At 65.7% G+C, this 15795-nt stretch carries 16 protein-coding genes; 14 read left to right on the top strand and 2 right to left on the bottom strand.

The window, feature by feature from the left end; genetic code table 11:
- Nucleotides 1–137: 137 nt before the first annotated feature.
- From sdhC to IFT87_RS02880, 4 genes are read left to right on the top strand one after another with little or no spacing between them, the layout of a single operon-like run.
- The gene (gene sdhC / locus IFT87_RS02895) at nt 138–482 is read left to right on the top strand and encodes a succinate dehydrogenase, cytochrome b556 subunit (protein ID WP_031393660.1); all 345 of its coding nucleotides are present in this window, start codon (nt 138–140) and stop codon (nt 480–482) included.
- On the top strand, nt 482–868 hold the full coding sequence (gene sdhD, locus IFT87_RS02890) for a succinate dehydrogenase, hydrophobic membrane anchor protein (RefSeq protein WP_031440117.1): 387 nt from the start codon (nt 482–484) through the stop codon (nt 866–868). The genes sdhC and sdhD overlap by 1 nt, the downstream gene beginning before the upstream one ends.
- Nucleotides 868–2670 carry a succinate dehydrogenase flavoprotein subunit gene (gene sdhA, locus IFT87_RS02885; RefSeq protein WP_031440116.1) on the top strand — a complete coding sequence of 601 codons (1803 nt, stop codon included), beginning with the start codon at nt 868–870 and terminating at the stop codon, nt 2668–2670. The genes sdhD and sdhA overlap by 1 nt, the downstream gene beginning before the upstream one ends.
- Nucleotides 2670–2957 carry a hypothetical protein gene (locus IFT87_RS02880; protein ID WP_107932027.1) on the top strand — a complete coding sequence of 96 codons (288 nt, stop codon included), beginning with the start codon at nt 2670–2672 and terminating at the stop codon, nt 2955–2957. Before sdhA ends, IFT87_RS02880 begins: the two co-directional genes overlap by 1 nt.
- 2 nt (nt 2958–2959) lie before the next feature.
- Here the strand turns inward: IFT87_RS02880 and brnA are convergent, their stop codons facing one another.
- Together brnA and IFT87_RS02870 are read right to left on the bottom strand one after the other, a co-directional pair.
- On the bottom strand, nt 2960–3244 hold the full coding sequence (brnA, locus tag IFT87_RS02875; RefSeq protein WP_197975096.1) for a type II toxin-antitoxin system BrnA family antitoxin: 285 nt from the start codon (nt 3242–3244) through the stop codon (nt 2960–2962).
- On the bottom strand, nt 3222–3557 hold the full coding sequence (locus IFT87_RS02870) for a BrnT family toxin (RefSeq protein WP_081874214.1): 336 nt from the start codon (nt 3555–3557) through the stop codon (nt 3222–3224). Before IFT87_RS02870 ends, brnA begins: the two co-directional genes overlap by 23 nt.
- A 36-nt stretch (nt 3558–3593) precedes the next feature.
- Between IFT87_RS02870 and IFT87_RS02865 the strand changes: the two genes are divergently transcribed.
- The 10 genes from IFT87_RS02865 to lpdA all read left to right on the top strand — a co-directional run bounded on the left by IFT87_RS02865 (nt 3594) and on the right by lpdA (nt 15548).
- Entirely contained in the window at nt 3594–4175 is a 582-nt protein-coding gene (locus tag IFT87_RS02865) for a ClpP family protease (RefSeq protein WP_031393666.1), read from the top strand.
- A gap of 134 nt (nt 4176–4309) precedes the next feature.
- Nucleotides 4310–5092 carry a succinate dehydrogenase iron-sulfur subunit gene (locus IFT87_RS02860; RefSeq protein WP_031393667.1) on the top strand — a complete coding sequence of 261 codons (783 nt, stop codon included), beginning with the start codon at nt 4310–4312 and terminating at the stop codon, nt 5090–5092.
- A 268-nt stretch (nt 5093–5360) separates the two neighbouring features.
- Nucleotides 5361–5828: a PaaI family thioesterase gene (locus tag IFT87_RS02855; RefSeq protein WP_031440115.1), complete on the top strand. Its 468-nt coding sequence runs from the start codon at nt 5361–5363 to the stop codon at nt 5826–5828.
- Nucleotides 5829–5957: 129 nt separating this feature from the next.
- Nucleotides 5958–7049 carry a cell division protein ZapE gene (gene zapE, locus IFT87_RS02850; protein ID WP_192007394.1) on the top strand — a complete coding sequence of 364 codons (1092 nt, stop codon included), beginning with the start codon at nt 5958–5960 and terminating at the stop codon, nt 7047–7049.
- Nucleotides 7050–7288: 239 nt separating this feature from the next.
- Nucleotides 7289–8251 (top strand): malate dehydrogenase, encoded by a 963-nt coding sequence (gene mdh, locus IFT87_RS02845; RefSeq protein ID WP_159510775.1) that lies wholly within the window; start codon nt 7289–7291, stop codon nt 8249–8251.
- A gap of 89 nt (nt 8252–8340) precedes the next feature.
- Nucleotides 8341–8634, top strand: coding sequence for a GIY-YIG nuclease family protein (locus IFT87_RS02840; protein ID WP_192007722.1), 294 nt, complete (start codon nt 8341–8343; stop codon nt 8632–8634).
- Nucleotides 8635–8689: 55 nt separating this feature from the next.
- The gene (sucD, locus tag IFT87_RS02835; protein ID WP_031395407.1) at nt 8690–9574 is read left to right on the top strand and encodes a succinate--CoA ligase subunit alpha; all 885 of its coding nucleotides are present in this window, start codon (nt 8690–8692) and stop codon (nt 9572–9574) included.
- Between the two features lie 82 nt (nt 9575–9656).
- Entirely contained in the window at nt 9657–12596 is a 2940-nt protein-coding gene (locus tag IFT87_RS02830) for a 2-oxoglutarate dehydrogenase E1 component (RefSeq protein ID WP_031440110.1), read from the top strand.
- Between the two features lie 164 nt (nt 12597–12760).
- Nucleotides 12761–14014, top strand: coding sequence for a 2-oxoglutarate dehydrogenase complex dihydrolipoyllysine-residue succinyltransferase (gene odhB, locus IFT87_RS02825; protein ID WP_192007392.1), 1254 nt, complete (start codon nt 12761–12763; stop codon nt 14012–14014).
- Between the two features lie 127 nt (nt 14015–14141).
- Complete coding sequence (lpdA, locus tag IFT87_RS02820; RefSeq protein WP_192007390.1) at nt 14142–15548, top strand: dihydrolipoyl dehydrogenase; 1407 nt, start codon at nt 14142–14144, stop codon at nt 15546–15548.
- The last annotated feature ends 247 nt before the right edge of the window (nt 15549–15795 follow it).

Raw genomic sequence — 15795 nt, 5'->3', positions numbered from 1 at the left:
TCGCAGCACATGGCGTCTAATAGACCGGCAAACCGTTCGTTACTCGCCCTTCGTACTCGAGGACACAGCCCTTGGCATCGCGCAACCCGGCACGCCCGCTTTCTCCCCATCTGCAGGTCTATAAATGGGGCCCGCACATGCTGGTCTCGATCCTGCACCGCGCGACCGGCAGCGGCATGGCGACCGTCGGCAGCCTGCTGCTCGTCTGGTGGCTCGCCGCGATCGCCTCGGGGGATCAGGCCTATGCGACCTTCGTCGACGTGTTCACGACCGATACGGGCGGGCTCAACATACTGGGCTATGTCATCGGCATCGGCCTGACCTGGTCGCTGCTCCAGCACATGATGACGGGCATCCGCCATCTGGTGATGGACACCGGCGCCGGCTTCGAACTCAAGCGCAACCGCATGGGTGCGCGCGCGACGATCCTGGCCAGCACGCTGCTGACGGTCGCCTTCTGGCTCTACATGGGGATGAAGTAATGGGTTCGGGTACGCCAGTCGGCCGCGTCCGCGGTCTGGGCAGCGCCAAGCACGGCACGCAGCATTGGTGGCAGCAGCGGCTGACCGCCGGCGCCAACATCTTCCTGATGGCCTGGCTGATGGTCGCGGTCGCGCGGATGCCCGCCTATGATTACGCCTCGGTGCATCTGTGGCTCCAGTCGTCCTGGGCGGCGATCCCGATGGCGCTGCTGATCCTGTCGGTCTTCTACCACTTCCGTCTCGGTCTTCAGGTCGTGATCGAGGATTACATGCACGGCGAAAGCCGCGTCGTGACGATGATCCTGCTCAACCTGTTCACCTTCACGCTGGGCGGCATCGCCCTGTTCGCGATCCTGAAGGTCGCCTTCTCCGGAGCTCCTGCGTAATGTCAGCTGCCTACAAGATCATCGATCATACCTATGATGCGGTCGTCGTCGGGGCCGGCGGCTCGGGCCTGCGCGCCACGATGGGCATCGCCGAGAGCGGGCTGAAGACCGCGTGCATCACCAAGGTCTTCCCGACCCGGTCGCACACCGTCGCAGCCCAGGGCGGCATCGCCGCGTCGCTCGGCAACAACTCGCCGGATCACTGGACCTGGCACATGTTCGACACCGTCAAGGGTTCCGACTGGCTCGGCGACCAGGACGCGATCGAATATCTGTGCCGCGAGGCCCCGCAGGCGGTCTACGAGCTCGAACATGCCGGCATGCCGTTCAGCCGTAACGAGAACGGGACGATCTATCAGCGTCCGTTCGGCGGCCACATGCAGAACATGGGCGAGGGCCCCCCGGTCCAGCGCACCGCCGCTGCCGCCGATCGCACCGGCCACGCGATGCTCCACGCGCTCTACCAGCAGAGCCTGAAGTACAATACGGACTTCTTCGTCGAGTATTTCGCGCTCGACCTGATCATGGAAAACGGCGTCTGCCGCGGCGTGATCGCCTTGTGCATGGAAGACGGTTCGATCCACCGTTTCCGCAGCCACCAGACCGTGCTCGCCACCGGCGGCTATGGCCGCGTCTATTTCTCGGCGACCTCGGCGCACACCTGCACCGGCGACGGCAATGCGATGGTGCTCCGCGCCGGCCTGCCGCTGCAGGACATGGAGTTCGTCCAGTTCCACCCGACCGGCATCTACGGCGCGGGCGTGCTCATTACCGAGGGCGCACGCGGTGAAGGCGGGTACCTGACCAACTCCGAGGGCGAGCGCTTCATGGAGCGCTATGCCCCGTCGGCGAAGGACCTCGCCTCGCGCGACGTCGTCAGCCGCTCGATGGCGCTCGAAATGCGCGAAGGCCGCGGCGTCGGCAAGAATGGCGACCACATCTTCCTGCACCTCGATCACATCGATCCGAAGGTTCTGGCAGAGCGCCTGCCCGGCATCACCGAGACCGGCAAGGTCTTCGCGGGCGTCGATCTCACGCGCCAGCCGCTGCCCGTCACGCCGACCGTGCACTACAACATGGGCGGCATCCCGACCAACTTCCACGGCGAGGTCGTCAACCTCGTCGGCGGCAACCCCGACGCGGTTGTCCCCGGCCTGTTCGCGGTCGGTGAGGCCGCCTGCGTCTCGGTTCACGGCGCCAACCGTCTCGGCTCGAACAGCCTGATCGATCTCGTGGTGTTCGGCCGTGCGACCGGCCTGCGGATCCGCGACACGCTCAAGCCCGGCACCGCGCACGCGCCGCTGCCCAAGGGCTCGGAAGACCTCGCGCTGACGCGTCTCGACACGTTCCGCAACGCGAGCGGCGGGTCGCCGACCGCGCAGATCCGTCTCGACATGCAGCAGACGATGCAGAAGCATTGCGCCGTGTTCCGCGACACCGAACTGCTCAACCAGGGCGTCGAGAAGATGGCGGGCATCTACAACCGGATGACCGACGTCGCCGTGAAGGATCGCAGCATGATCTGGAACACCGATCTGGTCGAGACGATGGAGCTCGACAATCTGATCGGCCAGGCCGTCGTCACGATGAACTCGGCCGCCAACCGCACCGAGTCGCGCGGCGCGCACATGCACGAGGATTTCCCCGAGCGTGACGATGCCAACTGGATGAAGCACACCATCACCACCTTCGACGGCTGGGGCGGCAAGGGCGGTCAGACCAAGATCGATTTCCGCCCGGTGCACGACTACACGCTTACCGACGACGTCGACTACATCAAGCCCAAGAAGCGGGTCTATTGATGATCTGGGCCATCATCGCGATCGGGTTCCTCGTGCCCGTCGCGGTGGGGCTGCTGACGCGGTTCCCGCCGATGATCGCCGGCTTTCTCTGGCCGGCGATCGTCGCGATCGGGACCGCGATCTATATCTACGGCATCGAAACGCGCGCGCCCGGCGAAGACCCGCAGAAGATCGCCATCACCTTCTTCGCGCTCTTCTCGCTCGCCGGCGGCGTCCCCGGCGGCCTGGTCGGCTGGATCCTCCAGCACAGGCGACAGGCCAATCCGGCACTCGACCGGGACATCTGACCTCAAGGGCTGGCGGGGCCTTTCGCCGTCGCTTCCAGACGATCCGCCAGCCACATCTTGATGAGCGCCTGACGCGTGACGCCACGCTTGCGGGCTTGCACGTCGAGACTCTCTACCATCCACGTGGGGAAATCGACGTTCACGCGCTTGGCCTCCAGCGCAGGCTTGCGCGGGCTGGACCAGTCGAAATACGCGCTGACATCCTCGCCCTCGTCGAACCGCCGGTCGAGTTCGTCGGCTGAGATAGCCTTGTGCAGCACGGATTTAGCCGGTGCGGGCGCGTTCATAAGCCAGTTCCTCATAATCTCTCGCGCGGCGAACCGAGATGATCCGGGTCGCCGTACCGCGATCGGTGACGATCGCCGTCCACAGGCGATCGCCGATCCGGCCGATCACCAGTTGCCGGTCTTCGCCCACATGGCGCTGGGCCGATCCGACGACGATCCGCTCGTCATCGCCCCACAGCGCCTGAGCTTCGACGAAATCAATCCCGTGCTTGACCGCGTTGGCCGCGCTCTTGTCCGGGTCGAATTCGAACATGGCCAACTCTACCGCAATTTCGGTATAGAATCTATACTCCCGGTCTTTTGCGGACGACATCGGAACCGCGCGATACCGCGGTAAGTTTGCCCGCGCATGACCGACACCTCCCCCGCTTCGAACGCGCGCAACTACCCGTTGCTCGCCGTCCCCCATGTCCAGCTGCACGGCCCCGTCGACGACGCGATGTACGACAGCTTCAAGGCGCAGGTCGCGGCTGCGCCGACCGAGGGGCCGCTCGTCGTCTCGATCACCACGCTTGGCGGCGACCCCGAAATGGCGCGCGCGATGGGCGACCATATCCGCCTGCTGCGCGAATATACCGATCGCGAGACGCTGTTCCTCGGCAAGGTCGCGGTCTATTCGGCCGGCGCGACCTTTATGTCGGCCTTCCCCGCCGACAGCCGCTTCCTCACGCGCAACAGCCGCCTGATGATCCATGAGCGCCAGATGACGAGCACGATCCAGCTCAACGGCCCGCTCAACGCGCTGTCCTATACGCTCAAGGCCAAGCTCCACGAGATCGAGGATTCGATCAACATCCAGGAAGAGGGCTTTCGCGATCTCGTCCGCGGCACCAAGGTCGATATCGAGGAGCTCAAGGCCAAGGCGCCGTCCAACTGGTATATCGAGGCGGAGGAAGCCCGCGATCTCGGGCTGATCCTCGACATCATCTGACGGTTGCGGCGGTCCGTGCCGCGCCCCACATGTGACTCATGTTGCACCCGCGAAGCTAAGGATTTGCGGGCAGGGCCCCTGTCATGTATCGGCTCTGACAACCTTGTCATCACACCACGGACGGACCGCTCGCAATGGCCGAATTCTCGCTCCCGAAAAACAGCGTCGTTAAGAAGGGCGTCAAGCATGCCTCGACCAGCGGGGGCAAGCGGCTGAAATCGTTCAAGGTGTATCGTTATGATCCCGATAGCGGCGAGAATCCCCGCTACGACACGTTCGAGCTCGACCTCGACGAGACCGGGCCGATGGTGCTCGACGCGCTGATCAAGATGAAGGGCGAGCAGGACAGCTCGCTGACCTTCCGCCGCTCGTGCCGCGAGGGCATTTGTGGCTCCTGCTCGATGAACATCGACGGCAAGAACGGTCTCGCCTGCACCACCGCGATCGAGGACTGCAAGGGCGAGGTCCAGATCACCCCGCTGCCGCACATGGACGTGATCAAGGATCTGGTCCCCGACTTCACGCATTTCTACGCGCAATATTCGTCGATCAAGCCGTGGCTCCAGACCGTCACGCCGCCGCCCTCGGGCAAGGAGCGTCTCCAGTCGCCCGAGGATCGCTCGAAGCTCGACGGCCTGTACGAGTGCATCCTGTGCGCCTGCTGCTCGACCTCGTGCCCGAGCTACTGGTGGAACGCCGACAAGTTCTTAGGGCCGGCGATCCTGCTCCAGGCCTATCGCTGGCTCGCCGACAGCCGCGACGAGATGACCGGCGAGCGGCTCGACGAGCTCGAGGATCCGTTCCGCCTCTATCGCTGCCACACGATCATGAACTGCGCGAACGCCTGCCCCAAGGGCCTCAACCCCGCCAAGGCGATCGCCGAGATCAAGAAGATGGAAGCCGAACGGATCGTCTGATTTGAAGGGGGGAGGGGGGTCCCCTCCACCCCGCTCCCGCCCGGCCTCGCTCCCCGTTCGTGCTGAGCGAAGTCGAAGCACAGGCCCGGGGCAGGGCGCGGCGCTCCCCCACCCCCGTTCGTGCTGAGCGAAGTCGAAGCACAAGCCCGGGGCAGGTGGTGGCGCTCCCCCAACCCCGTTCGTGCTGAGCGAAGTCGAAGCACAGGCCCCGGGGCAGGGGGTGGCGCTCCCAAAAGTCCTTCGACTTCGCTCAGGACGAACGGAACTCATGACCGATACCCCCCATTTCCTCGACGCCGAAGACCCCGCAAACCCCGGCTGGCGCAGCTGGACCCTGTCCGACCCGACCCGGTTCAACACGCTGCTCGGCCCCATGCTCTACCGCGTCGACGGCCACCGCGTCCGCGTCCGCATCACGCCCGAACGTCGCCATTCGAACCTGCAGGACAATGTTCATGGCGGCGCGCTGCTCGGCTTCATCGACGTCGCGCTGTTCGCCGCCGCGCGCGGCTTCGGGCTGATCACCGCCGGCACCGCGGTGACGCTCGACCTCAACACCCAGTTCATCGGTGGCGGCCGCATCGGCGCCCCGATCGAGGCGCAGGTCGAGGTGCTCAAGGAAACCGGCCGCCTCTTGTTCCTGCGGGGCCTCGTGGTGCAAGGCGACGACGAAGCGAAGATCGCGGCCTTCTCCGCGACGATCCGCAAGCCGTCGCCTAAGCCGCCGAAGGGCTGACCCCGACCGCTATCACCACCCCGGCGAAGGCCGGGGCCCAGTTGGGACACGATCATTGTTCAAGCGTAGCGTTCTATCACGGCGACCTTCCCCCCTGGGCCCCGGCCTCCGCCGGGGTGGTAAAGGCCAATGACCGTCCTCGCCGCCTACGAAGCGCTCGTCGCCTCGGGCGAACTCCGCCCCGACCCCGAACAGGCCGCCGCCGCCGCGCGCCTGAACACGCTCGCTACCGAACTCGCCGCACCCGTCGCGACCGGCTTCTTCGCGCGCTTTGCGAAAAAGCCGGCGCCGCGCGGCGTCTATCTCTGGGGCGGGGTCGGCCGCGGCAAGTCGATGTTGATGGACCTGTTCTTCGCCGAGGTCGCGGTCGACCGGAAGCGCCGCGTCCATTTCGGCGAGTTCATGCTCGAGGTCCATGCCCGCATCGCCGCCGAGCGTCGCAAGGAGGTCGGCGACCCGATCGTCCCCGTCGCCACCGCGATCGCCGAGGAGACCCGGCTGCTCGCGTTCGACGAGATGATGGTCACCAACAGCCCCGACGCGATGATCCTGTCGCGGCTCGTCACCTCGCTGCTCGATTCCGGCGTGACGATCGTCACCACCTCGAACCGCCCGCCCGCCGATCTCTACAAGAACGGCCTCAACCGCGAGCATTTCCTCCCCTTCATCGCGACGATCGAACAGCGGCTCGACGTCCTCCCGCTCAACGGCCCCGTCGATTACCGCCGCGACCGGCTCGGCAGCCAGGACACCTGGCTCGTCCCCAACGGGCCGGAGGCGACAGCCCAGCTCTCCGCCGCGTTCTTCCGCCTCACCGACTTCTCGCCCGACGACAGCGAGCACGTCCCGTCCGAGGAGCTGATCGTCCAGGGCCGGGCCCTGCGCGTGCCCAAGTCGCTGAAAGGCGTCGCGGTGTTCAGCTTCAGGAAGCTGTGCGGCGAGGCGAGGGGGGTGGCCGACTATCTCGCCATCGCCCGCAAATTTCACACGATCATCCTCGTCGGCATCCCCAAGCTCGGGCCTGAAAACCGCAACGAGGCGGCGCGCTTCGTCGGCCTCATCGACGCGCTCTACGAGCACAAGGTCAAGCTGCTCGCCGCCGCCGACGCGCAGCCGGGCGATCTCTACGCGAGCGGCGACGGCCAGTTCGAATTCGACCGCACGATCAGCCGTCTGGAAGAGATGCGCTCCGAGGAGTATCTGGCGGAAGGGCATATCTAAGCCGCCCCCGAGCCAGATTCACACCCACCCGTCATCCTGACGAAAGTCAGGATCCAGAGCCACGGGCGGCGCCGATTGTTACCCTGGATCCTAACTTTCGTCAGGATGACGGTGTTATTGCTCCTGCGAACGATTTGCAATAACGACACCACTTTTCCGCTTTAACGGTTGCCGTAGCGCCATAATGCGCGTAACCGGCGTCACCAATCACCCCGCACATCAGACGGAGACGGATTGGAATGGCTCGCAAGAAGATCGCGCTGATCGGCGCCGGTAACATCGGCGGCACGCTCGCGCACCTCGCAGCACTCAAGGGTCTGGGCGATATCGTCCTGTTCGACGTGGCTGAGGGCATCCCCCAGGGCAAGGCGCTCGACCTGTCGCAGTGCGGACCGGTCGAAGGCTTCGACTCGACGATCACCGGCTCGAACGACTATGCCGACATTGCCGGCGCGGACGTCATCATCGTCACCGCCGGTGTCGCGCGCAAGCCCGGCATGAGCCGCGACGACCTGCTCGGCATCAACCTGAAGGTCATGAAGGCCGTGGGCGAGGGCATCAAGGCCAACGCGCCGGGCGCCTTCGTCATCTGCATCACCAACCCGCTCGACGCGATGGTGTGGGCGCTGCGTGAGTTCTCGGGTCTGCCGCATCACATGGTCGTCGGCATGGCCGGCGTGCTCGACTCGTCGCGCTTCAGCCACTTCCTCGCCGACGAGTTCAAGGTCTCGGTCAAGGACGTCACCAGCTTCGTGCTCGGCGGCCACGGCGACACGATGGTCCCGGTCATCTCCTACTCGACCGTCTCGGGGATCCCCGTCCCCGATCTCATCGCGATGGGCATGTCGAGCCAGGAAAAGATCGACGCGATCGTCAAGCGCACGCGCGGCGGCGGCGGCGAGATCGTCGCGCTGCTGAAGACCGGCTCGGCCTATTACGCGCCCGCCACCAGCGGCATCGCGATGGCCGAAGCCTATCTCTACGACCAGAAGCGCGTCCTGCCGGCTGCGGCCTACGTCTCGGGTGAATACGGCCTCGACGACCTGTATGTCGGCGTCCCCGTGGTGATCGGTGCCGGCGGCGTCGAGAAGATCGTCGAGATCAAGCTCGACGACGAAGCCAAGGGCAACCTCCAGGTCTCGGTCGACGCGGTCAAGGAACTGATCGTGGCCTGCAAGGGTATCGACGGTAGCCTGAACTGATTTGAGGATTTGAGCTGAGGTAGGAGCGTACCGAAGGGAATAGCCACCACCCCGGCGCAGGCCGGGGTCCAGTTGCGAAAGCCACGATGATGGAAGAACAGGCGTTCGTTTACATCATGGCCAACTTCCCCAACGGGGCGATCTACCTCGGCTCGACAGTGAACCTGCCAAAGCGCGTGTGGGAGCACCGCAACGGTTTGAGCGGTTTCACCAAGCGTTATGGCTGCAAGCTACTCGTCTGGTACGAGGCGTGCGGCGAATGGGAAGCGGCGCGGCAGCGCGAGCTGCAAATGAAGGAGTGGAAGCGGGCCTGGAAAGTGCGTGAGATCGAAGGGCTTAATCCCGCTTGGGATGACCTGTACGATCGTATCGCCCTACCATGACCGCCTTCCCAACTGGACCCCGGCCTTCGCCGGGGCGGACCGGACTGGAGATAGAATGAGCATCCTCGTCGACAAGAACACCAAGGTCATCACGCAGGGCATGACCGGCGAAACCGGCAGCTTCCACACCAAGATGGCGCTGGAATACGGCACGCAGATGGTCGGTGGCGTCACCCCCGGCAAGGGCGGCACGACTCACCTCGACCTCCCCGTCTACAACACCGTCGCCGAGGCGAAGTCGGTCACCGGCGCGACCGCGTCCGTGATCTACGTGCCGCCCCCCTTCGCGGCCGACTCGATCCTCGAGGCGATCGACGCACAGATCGAGCTGATCGTCGCGATCACCGAGGGCATTCCCGTGCTCGACATGGTCAAGGTCAAGCGCGCGCTCGCAGGCTCCAAGTCGCGCCTGATCGGCCCGAACTGCCCCGGCGTCCTGACCCCCGGCGAGTGCAAGATCGGCATCATGCCCGGTTCGATCTTCAAGAAGGGCTCGGTCGGCGTTGTCAGCCGTTCAGGCACGCTCACCTATGAGGCGGTCTTCCAGACGTCGAACGCAGGCCTTGGTCAGACGACCGCGGTCGGCATCGGTGGCGATCCGGTCAACGGCACGAACTTCATCGACGTGCTCGAGCTGTTCCTCGCGGACGACGAGACCAAGTCGATCATCATGATCGGCGAGATCGGCGGCGACGCCGAGGAGCAGGCCGCGCAGTTCCTGATCGACGAGGCCAAGCGTGGCCGCAAGAAGCCGATGGCCGGCTTCATCGCGGGCCGCACCGCACCTCCGGGTCGTCGCATGGGCCATGCCGGTGCGATCGTCTCGGGCGGCAAGGGCGATGCCGAGAGCAAGATCGCGGCGATGGAAGCTGCCGGGATCAAGGTCTCGGAAAGCCCCAGCCTGCTCGGCGAGACGCTGCTGAGCGTGCTGAAGGGTTAAGTCAAAGAAGGCTGTTCCCCCGCGAAGGCGGGGGCCCAGTCTGGGCTCCCGCCTTCGCGGGAGAACACGGAAGGCGAGTGACATGGGCTACGAAGGCCAGGATTTCAGCGATATCGCAGCCGGCGTCAGTCCGGCGTTCGTAGAGACGCTCTACGCCAAGTTCACCGCCGATCCGGCCTCGGTCGAATCCGGCTGGCGGACGTTCTTCGAGGGGCTCGAAGGCTCCGCGCAGGGCCCGAGCTGGGAAAGCGCGCGCTGGCCGCTGACCACCACGGATGATCTGACCGCGGCGCTCGACCCGACCCAGATGGAGCCCGCGCCCAAGCCCGCAAAGGGTGGCGGCAAGCCCGCTCCCGCCGCCGCCGCGCCCGCGCCCGTCTCGAAGGACGAGATCGCCAAGGCCGCGGCCGACGCGATCCGCGCGCAGCTGCTGATCCGCACCTACCGCGTCCGCGGTCACCTCGCCGCCAATCTCGATCCGCTTGGTCTCTCGAAGCGCGAGATGCCCGAGGATCTGAAGACCGAATATCACGGCTTCTCCGACGCCGACATCGACCGCAAGGTCTATCTCGGCGGCACGATGGGCTTCGAATGGGCGACCATCCGCGAGCTCGTCGACACGCTCCGCAAGAATTATTGCGGCAATGTCGGCCTCGAATACATGCACATCGCCGATGTCGAGGAGCGTCGCTTCCTCCAGGAGCGCATGGAAGGCCAGGACAAGGCGATCGAATTCTCCGTCGACGGCAAGAAGGCGATCCTCAACAAGGTCATCGAAGCCGAGCAGTGGGAGAAGTTCCTCGGCAAGAAGTATGTCGGCACGAAGCGCTTCGGGCTCGACGGCGGCGAATCGATGATCCCCGCGCTCGAATCGGTCATCAAGTATGGCGGCCAGATGGGCGTGCGCGAGATCGTCATCGGCATGGCGCATCGCGGTCGTCTGAACGTGCTCGCCAACGTCATGGCCAAGCCGCTCCGCGTCATCTTCCACGAATTCGCCGGCGGTTCGGCCAACCCCGATGACATCGGCGGGTCGGGCGACGTGAAGTACCATCTCGGCACCAGCACCGACCGCGAGTTCGACGGCCACAAGGTTCATATGAGCCTCGTCGCCAACCCGTCGCATCTCGAGGCTGCCGATCCGGTCGTGCTCGGCAAGACGCGCGCGATCCAGACGCTCAACAACGATCTGAAGGATCATGTCGCGTCGCTCCCCGTGCTGATCCACGGCGACGCGGCGTTCGCAGGGCAGGGGATCGTCTGGGAGTGCCTCGGCTTCTCCGGCATCCGCGGCTACAACACCGGCGGCTGCGTCCACTTCATCATCAACAACCAGGTCGGCTTTACGACCAGCCCGCAGTTCGCGCGCTCGTCGCCCTATCCGTCTGACGTCGCCAAGGGCGTCCAGGCGCCGGTCTTCCACGTCAATGGCGACGATCCCGAAGCGGTGACCTTCGCCACCAAGATGGCGATGGAATTCCGTCAGAAGTTCCACCGCGACATCGTCATCGACATGTGGTGCTATCGCCGCTTCGGTCATAACGAGGGCGACGAGCCCTCCTTTACCCAGCCGCTGATGTACGACATCATCCGCAAGCATCCCGGCGTCAGCTCGGTCTATGGCAACCGCCTGATCAAGGAAGGCGTCATCGACCAGCCCTGGATCGACGAGAATGTGAAGCAGCTCACACTCCGTCTCGAGGGCGAGTTCGAGGCGGGTGCGTCGTACAAGCCGAACAAGGCGGACTGGTTCGGCGGTCGCTGGACCGGCCTCAGCGCGCCGACCGATGGTGCGTCCGCGCGCCGCAACGTCGAGACGGGCCTCAGCCAGAAGCTGTTCGACTCGCTCGGCCGCACGCTGACGACCGTTCCCGAGAGCGTGAAGATCCACAAGACGCTCGCGCGCGTGCTCGACGCGAAGCGCGAGATGTTCAAGTCGGGCAAGGGCTTCGACTGGGCGACCGGCGAAGCGCTCGCGTTCGGCGGCCTGCTCTCCGAAGGCTATGGCGTCCGTCTGTCCGGCCAGGACTCGGGCCGCGGCACCTTCTCGCAGCGTCACGCGGTCTGGGTCGACCAGACCGACGAGCACAAGTATGTGCCGCTGCAGGAAATCGAGCACGGCAATTTCGAGGTGCTCGACAGCCCGCTGTCCGAGTACGGCGTCCTCGGCTTCGAATATGGCTATGCGCTCGCCGACCCGAAGACTCTGGTCCTCTGGGAGGCGCAGTTCGGCGATTTCGTCAACGGCGCGCAGATCATGATCGATCAGTTCATCACGTCCGGCGAATCGAAGTGGCTCCGCGCCAACGGCCTCGTGATGCTGCTCCCGCACGGCTATGAAGGGCAGGGGCCAGAGCACAGCTCGGCCCGTCCCGAGCGCTTCCTTCAGTCCTGCGCCGACGACAATATCCAGGTCGCGAACTGCACCAGCCCGGCGAACTATTTCCACCTGCTCCGCCGGCAGATGCATCGCAACTTCCGCAAGCCCCTGATCGTGATGACCCCCAAGTCGTTGCTGCGTCACAAGCTCGCGGTGTCGAACGCCGAGGACTTCCAGGGCGACAGCCACTTCCGTCGCCTCCTGTCCGACACCAATGGTGCGGCGGATGTCGACACCAAGCGTCTCGTCCTGTGCACCGGCAAGGTCGCGTACGACCTGATCGAGGCGCGCGATGCGGCGGGCGACACCGACACGCAGATCGTCCGCGTCGAACAGCTCTATCCCTTCCCCGGCAACCCGATCGCCGAGCGCGTCGCGAAGATGCCGAACCTGGAAGAGATCGTCTGGGCGCAGGAAGAGCCGAAGAACAACGGCTACTGGTTCTTCGTTGAGCCGCTGATCGAGGAGGCGCTGGCCAGCGTGAATTCGCCGGTCAAGCGTGCGCGCTACGCCGGGCGCAGCGCCTCGGCCTCGCCCGCGACCGGCCTGATGAAGCGTCACCAGGCCGAGCAGGGCGCGCTCGTCGCCGACGCACTCGGCCACAGCGTCCGCGACGAAATCCGCCGCACCCGCGCGAACTAAACTGTCTTCTACCACCCCGGCGAAGGGGCACCCATCAAAGTAATACTTTGATGGGACCCAAGCCGGGGCCCAGTTGGGATGGTAGATATAATTGAGCGAAACGCCGGCCAATCAGCGTTTCGTAACTGGACCCCGGCCTACGCCGGGGTGGAGGAACCGAGAAAATGGCAACCGAAGTCACCGTCCCCGTCCTGGGTGAATCGATCACCGAAGCCACCCTCGGCGAGTGGCTGAAGCAGCCCGGCGATCCCGTCGCCGTCGACGAGCCCATCGCCAGCCTCGAGACCGACAAGGTCTCGGTCGAGGTGCCGTCGCCGGTCGCCGGCGTCATGGGCCAGCACGCCGTCGCGGTCGGCGACACGGTCCAGGTCGGCGCGATGCTCGCCACGATCGACTCGGGCGACGGCGCCGCTCCCGCCCCAGCCCCTGCCAAGGCCCCCGAGCCCGCCGCAACCGCAACACCCTCCGCACCCGCCAAGGACGAGTCCGGCGCAGGCTATGGCGACCAGCCCGGCGCCGGCACCAGCGACTCGCCCGCAGCCCTCTCGCCGTCGGTCCGTCGCGCGGTGCTCGAGCACGGCGTCGACCCCGGCACCGTCAAGGGCACCGGCCGCGACGGTCGCATCACCAAGGAAGACGTGACCGCCGCCGCCTCGAGCAAGCCCGCACCGGCCGCAGCACCTGCGCCCGCACCGGCCGCAGCCCCCGCAGCCTCGGGCCGCGGCGAAGAGCGCGTCCGCATGACGCGCCTGCGCCAGACGATCGCCAAGCGCCTCAAGGAAGCGCAGAACACCGCCGCGATGCTGACGACGTTCAACGACGTCGACATGACCGCGGTGATCGAGGCGCGCGCCAAGTACAAGGACCTGTTCGAGAAGAAGCACGGCGTCCGCCTCGGCTTCATGGGCTTCTTCGTGAAGGCCGCGACCATGGCGCTGCGCGACATCCCGTCGGTCAACGCGTCGATCGACGGCGACGACATCGTCTATCACGATTACGCCGACATCTCGGTCGCGGTCTCGTCGCCGGGCGGCCTTGTCGTCCCCGTGATCCGCGATGCCGACCAGATGTCGGTCGCGACGATCGAGAAGACGATCGGCGACTTCGGCAAGCGCGCCAAGGACGGCGCGCTCAAGATGGACGAGATGAAGGGCGGCACCTTTACCATCTCGAACGGCGGCGTGTTCGGCTCGCTGATGTCGACCCCGATCATCAACCCGCCCCAGTCGGCGGTCCTCGGCCTCCACCGCATCGAGGAGCGCCCGGTCGTCGTCAACGGACAGATCGTCATCCGCCCGATGATGTACCTCGCGCTCAGCTACGATCACCGCCTGATCGACGGCCGCGAAGCCGTGACGTTCCTCGTCGCGCTCAAGAACGCGATCGAAGACCCGACGCGGATCCTGATCGACCTGTAAATATCTAACCACCCCGGCGCAGGCCGGGGCCCAGTGGGGAAGGCCGCGGTGACGAAGCGCCTCGCCCTCCCCATATATCTCCCAACTGGGCCCCGGCCTGCGCCGGGGAAGTAAGAGAGAAGCGACAATGGCTGACTATGACTATGACGTCCTCGTAATCGGTGCGGGCCCCGGCGGGTACGTCGCCGCGATCCGCGCCGCACAGCTCGGGCTGCGCACCGCCTGCGCCGAGAGCCGCGAGACGCTTGGCGGCACGTGCCTCAACGTCGGCTGCATCCCGTCCAAGGCGCTGCTCCACGCGTCCGAGATCTATGAGGAGGCCAAGAGCGGCCACCTCACCAAGTTCGGCATCGATTTCCAGGGCGTCACGCTCAACCTCGACCAGATGCACGCCGAAAAGGCCAAGGCCGTCAAGGAACTGACCGGGGGCGTCGAATTCCTGTTCAAGAAGAACAAGGTGACCTGGCTCAAGGGCAAGGCCGCGTTCCAGGACGCGCACACCGTCGACGTCAACGGCCAGACGGTCACCGCCAAGAACATCGTCATCGCCACCGGCTCGAGCGTCATGCCGCTCCCCGGCGTCGCGGTCGACCAGACCACCGTCGTCGACTCGACCGGCGCGCTCGCGCTCCCCAAGGTGCCCGAGCACATGGTCGTCATTGGCGGCGGCGTGATCGGTCTCGAGCTCGGCAGCGTCTGGCGTCGCCTTGGCGCGAAGGTCACCGTCGTCGAATTCGTCGACCAGATCCTCCCCGGCTTCGACGGCGAAGTCCGCCGTGAGAGCGCCAAGCTCTTCAAGAAGCAGGGCATGGAGCTCAAGCTCTCGACCAAGGTCACCGGTGTGACCGTCGACAACGGTGTCGCGACCGTCACCGTCGAGCCCGCCGCGGGTGGCGCGTCCGAGACGATGACCGCCGACGCGGTGCTCGTCTCGATCGGCCGCAAGGCCAATGTCGACGGCCTCAACCTCGAAGCCATCGGCCTCGAGCTCAACAAGCGCGGCCAGATCGAGACCGACCACAGCTTCAAGACCAAGGTCGACGGCGTGTGGGCGATCGGCGACTGCGTCCCCGGCCTGATGCTCGCGCACAAGGCGGAGGACGAGGGCGTCGCGGTGGCCGAGAACATCGCCGGCCAGAACGGCATCGTCAACGAGGACGTCATCCCGTCCGTCGTCTACACGATGCCCGAAATCGCCGGCGTCGGCCTCACCGAGGAAGCCGCGAAGGATCTGACCGCCGAATCGGGTGGCATCAAGGTCGGCAAGTTCCCCTTCGCCGCCAACAGCCGCGCCAAGACCAACCGCGACACCGACGGCTTCGTCAAGGTCATCGCGGATGCCAAGACCGACCGCGTGCTCGGCGTCTGGATCGTCTCGAGCCTCGCCGGCACGCTGATCGCCGAAGCCGCCATCGCGATGGAATTCGGCGCGACCAGCGAAGACATCGCCTACACCTGCCACGCGCATCCGACGCATGCCGAGGCGCTCAAGGAAGCGGCGATGGCAGTCCAGGGCAAGCCGATCCACATCTGAGTCCGACCGCGCGACGGCCGTAGCGAAGCTACGGCCGAGCACCCGGCGGTCAGACCGGCCGGCGGCGCTCCAGCGCCGTCCGACGACAGGGGCTTCGCCCCTGTCAGGCCAAGCCCGCTCAAGCTACGTTTCGGAAGGGCGTCGGTGGAAACCCCACCGGCGCCCTCTCCACGTCTGCCGATCGCGCGCGAAACGTCCACGCTCTCAAGCCCAAACCCCATGAGCGACCCTCACCCTCCACCGTCAT

Source organism: Sphingomonas sp. CFBP 8765, from assembly GCF_014841445.1.
GTDB classification, from domain to species: Bacteria; Pseudomonadota; Alphaproteobacteria; order Sphingomonadales; family Sphingomonadaceae; genus Sphingomonas; species Sphingomonas aerolata.
This window is presented reverse-complemented; position numbering and strand designations above follow the sequence as displayed.

Excerpts from the sequence above, each read along its gene's own strand:
- sdhA (WP_031440116.1), top strand. The coding sequence starts at position 868 with ATGTCAGCTGCCTACAAGATCATCGATCATACCTATGATGCGGTCGTC.
- sdhC (WP_031393660.1), top strand. The coding sequence starts at position 138 with ATGCTGGTCTCGATCCTGCACCGCGCGACCGGCAGCGGCATGGCGACC.
- sdhD (WP_031440117.1), top strand. The coding sequence starts at position 482 with ATGGGTTCGGGTACGCCAGTCGGCCGCGTCCGCGGTCTGGGCAGCGCC.
- IFT87_RS02870 (WP_081874214.1), bottom strand. The coding sequence starts at position 3,557 with ATGTCGTCCGCAAAAGACCGGGAGTATAGATTCTATACCGAAATTGCG.
- IFT87_RS02865 (WP_031393666.1), top strand. The coding sequence starts at position 3,594 with ATGACCGACACCTCCCCCGCTTCGAACGCGCGCAACTACCCGTTGCTC.
- IFT87_RS02860 (WP_031393667.1), top strand. The coding sequence starts at position 4,310 with ATGGCCGAATTCTCGCTCCCGAAAAACAGCGTCGTTAAGAAGGGCGTC.
- sucD (WP_031395407.1), top strand. The coding sequence starts at position 8,690 with ATGAGCATCCTCGTCGACAAGAACACCAAGGTCATCACGCAGGGCATG.
- IFT87_RS02855 (WP_031440115.1), top strand. The coding sequence starts at position 5,361 with ATGACCGATACCCCCCATTTCCTCGACGCCGAAGACCCCGCAAACCCC.
- mdh (WP_159510775.1), top strand. The coding sequence starts at position 7,289 with ATGGCTCGCAAGAAGATCGCGCTGATCGGCGCCGGTAACATCGGCGGC.
- lpdA (WP_192007390.1), top strand. The coding sequence starts at position 14,142 with ATGGCTGACTATGACTATGACGTCCTCGTAATCGGTGCGGGCCCCGGC.
- brnA (WP_197975096.1), bottom strand. The coding sequence starts at position 3,244 with ATGAACGCGCCCGCACCGGCTAAATCCGTGCTGCACAAGGCTATCTCA.
- odhB (WP_192007392.1), top strand. The coding sequence starts at position 12,761 with ATGGCAACCGAAGTCACCGTCCCCGTCCTGGGTGAATCGATCACCGAA.
- IFT87_RS02840 (WP_192007722.1), top strand. The coding sequence starts at position 8,341 with ATGGAAGAACAGGCGTTCGTTTACATCATGGCCAACTTCCCCAACGGG.
- IFT87_RS02880 (WP_107932027.1), top strand. The coding sequence starts at position 2,670 with ATGATCTGGGCCATCATCGCGATCGGGTTCCTCGTGCCCGTCGCGGTG.
- zapE (WP_192007394.1), top strand. The coding sequence starts at position 5,958 with ATGACCGTCCTCGCCGCCTACGAAGCGCTCGTCGCCTCGGGCGAACTC.
- IFT87_RS02830 (WP_031440110.1), top strand. The coding sequence starts at position 9,657 with ATGGGCTACGAAGGCCAGGATTTCAGCGATATCGCAGCCGGCGTCAGT.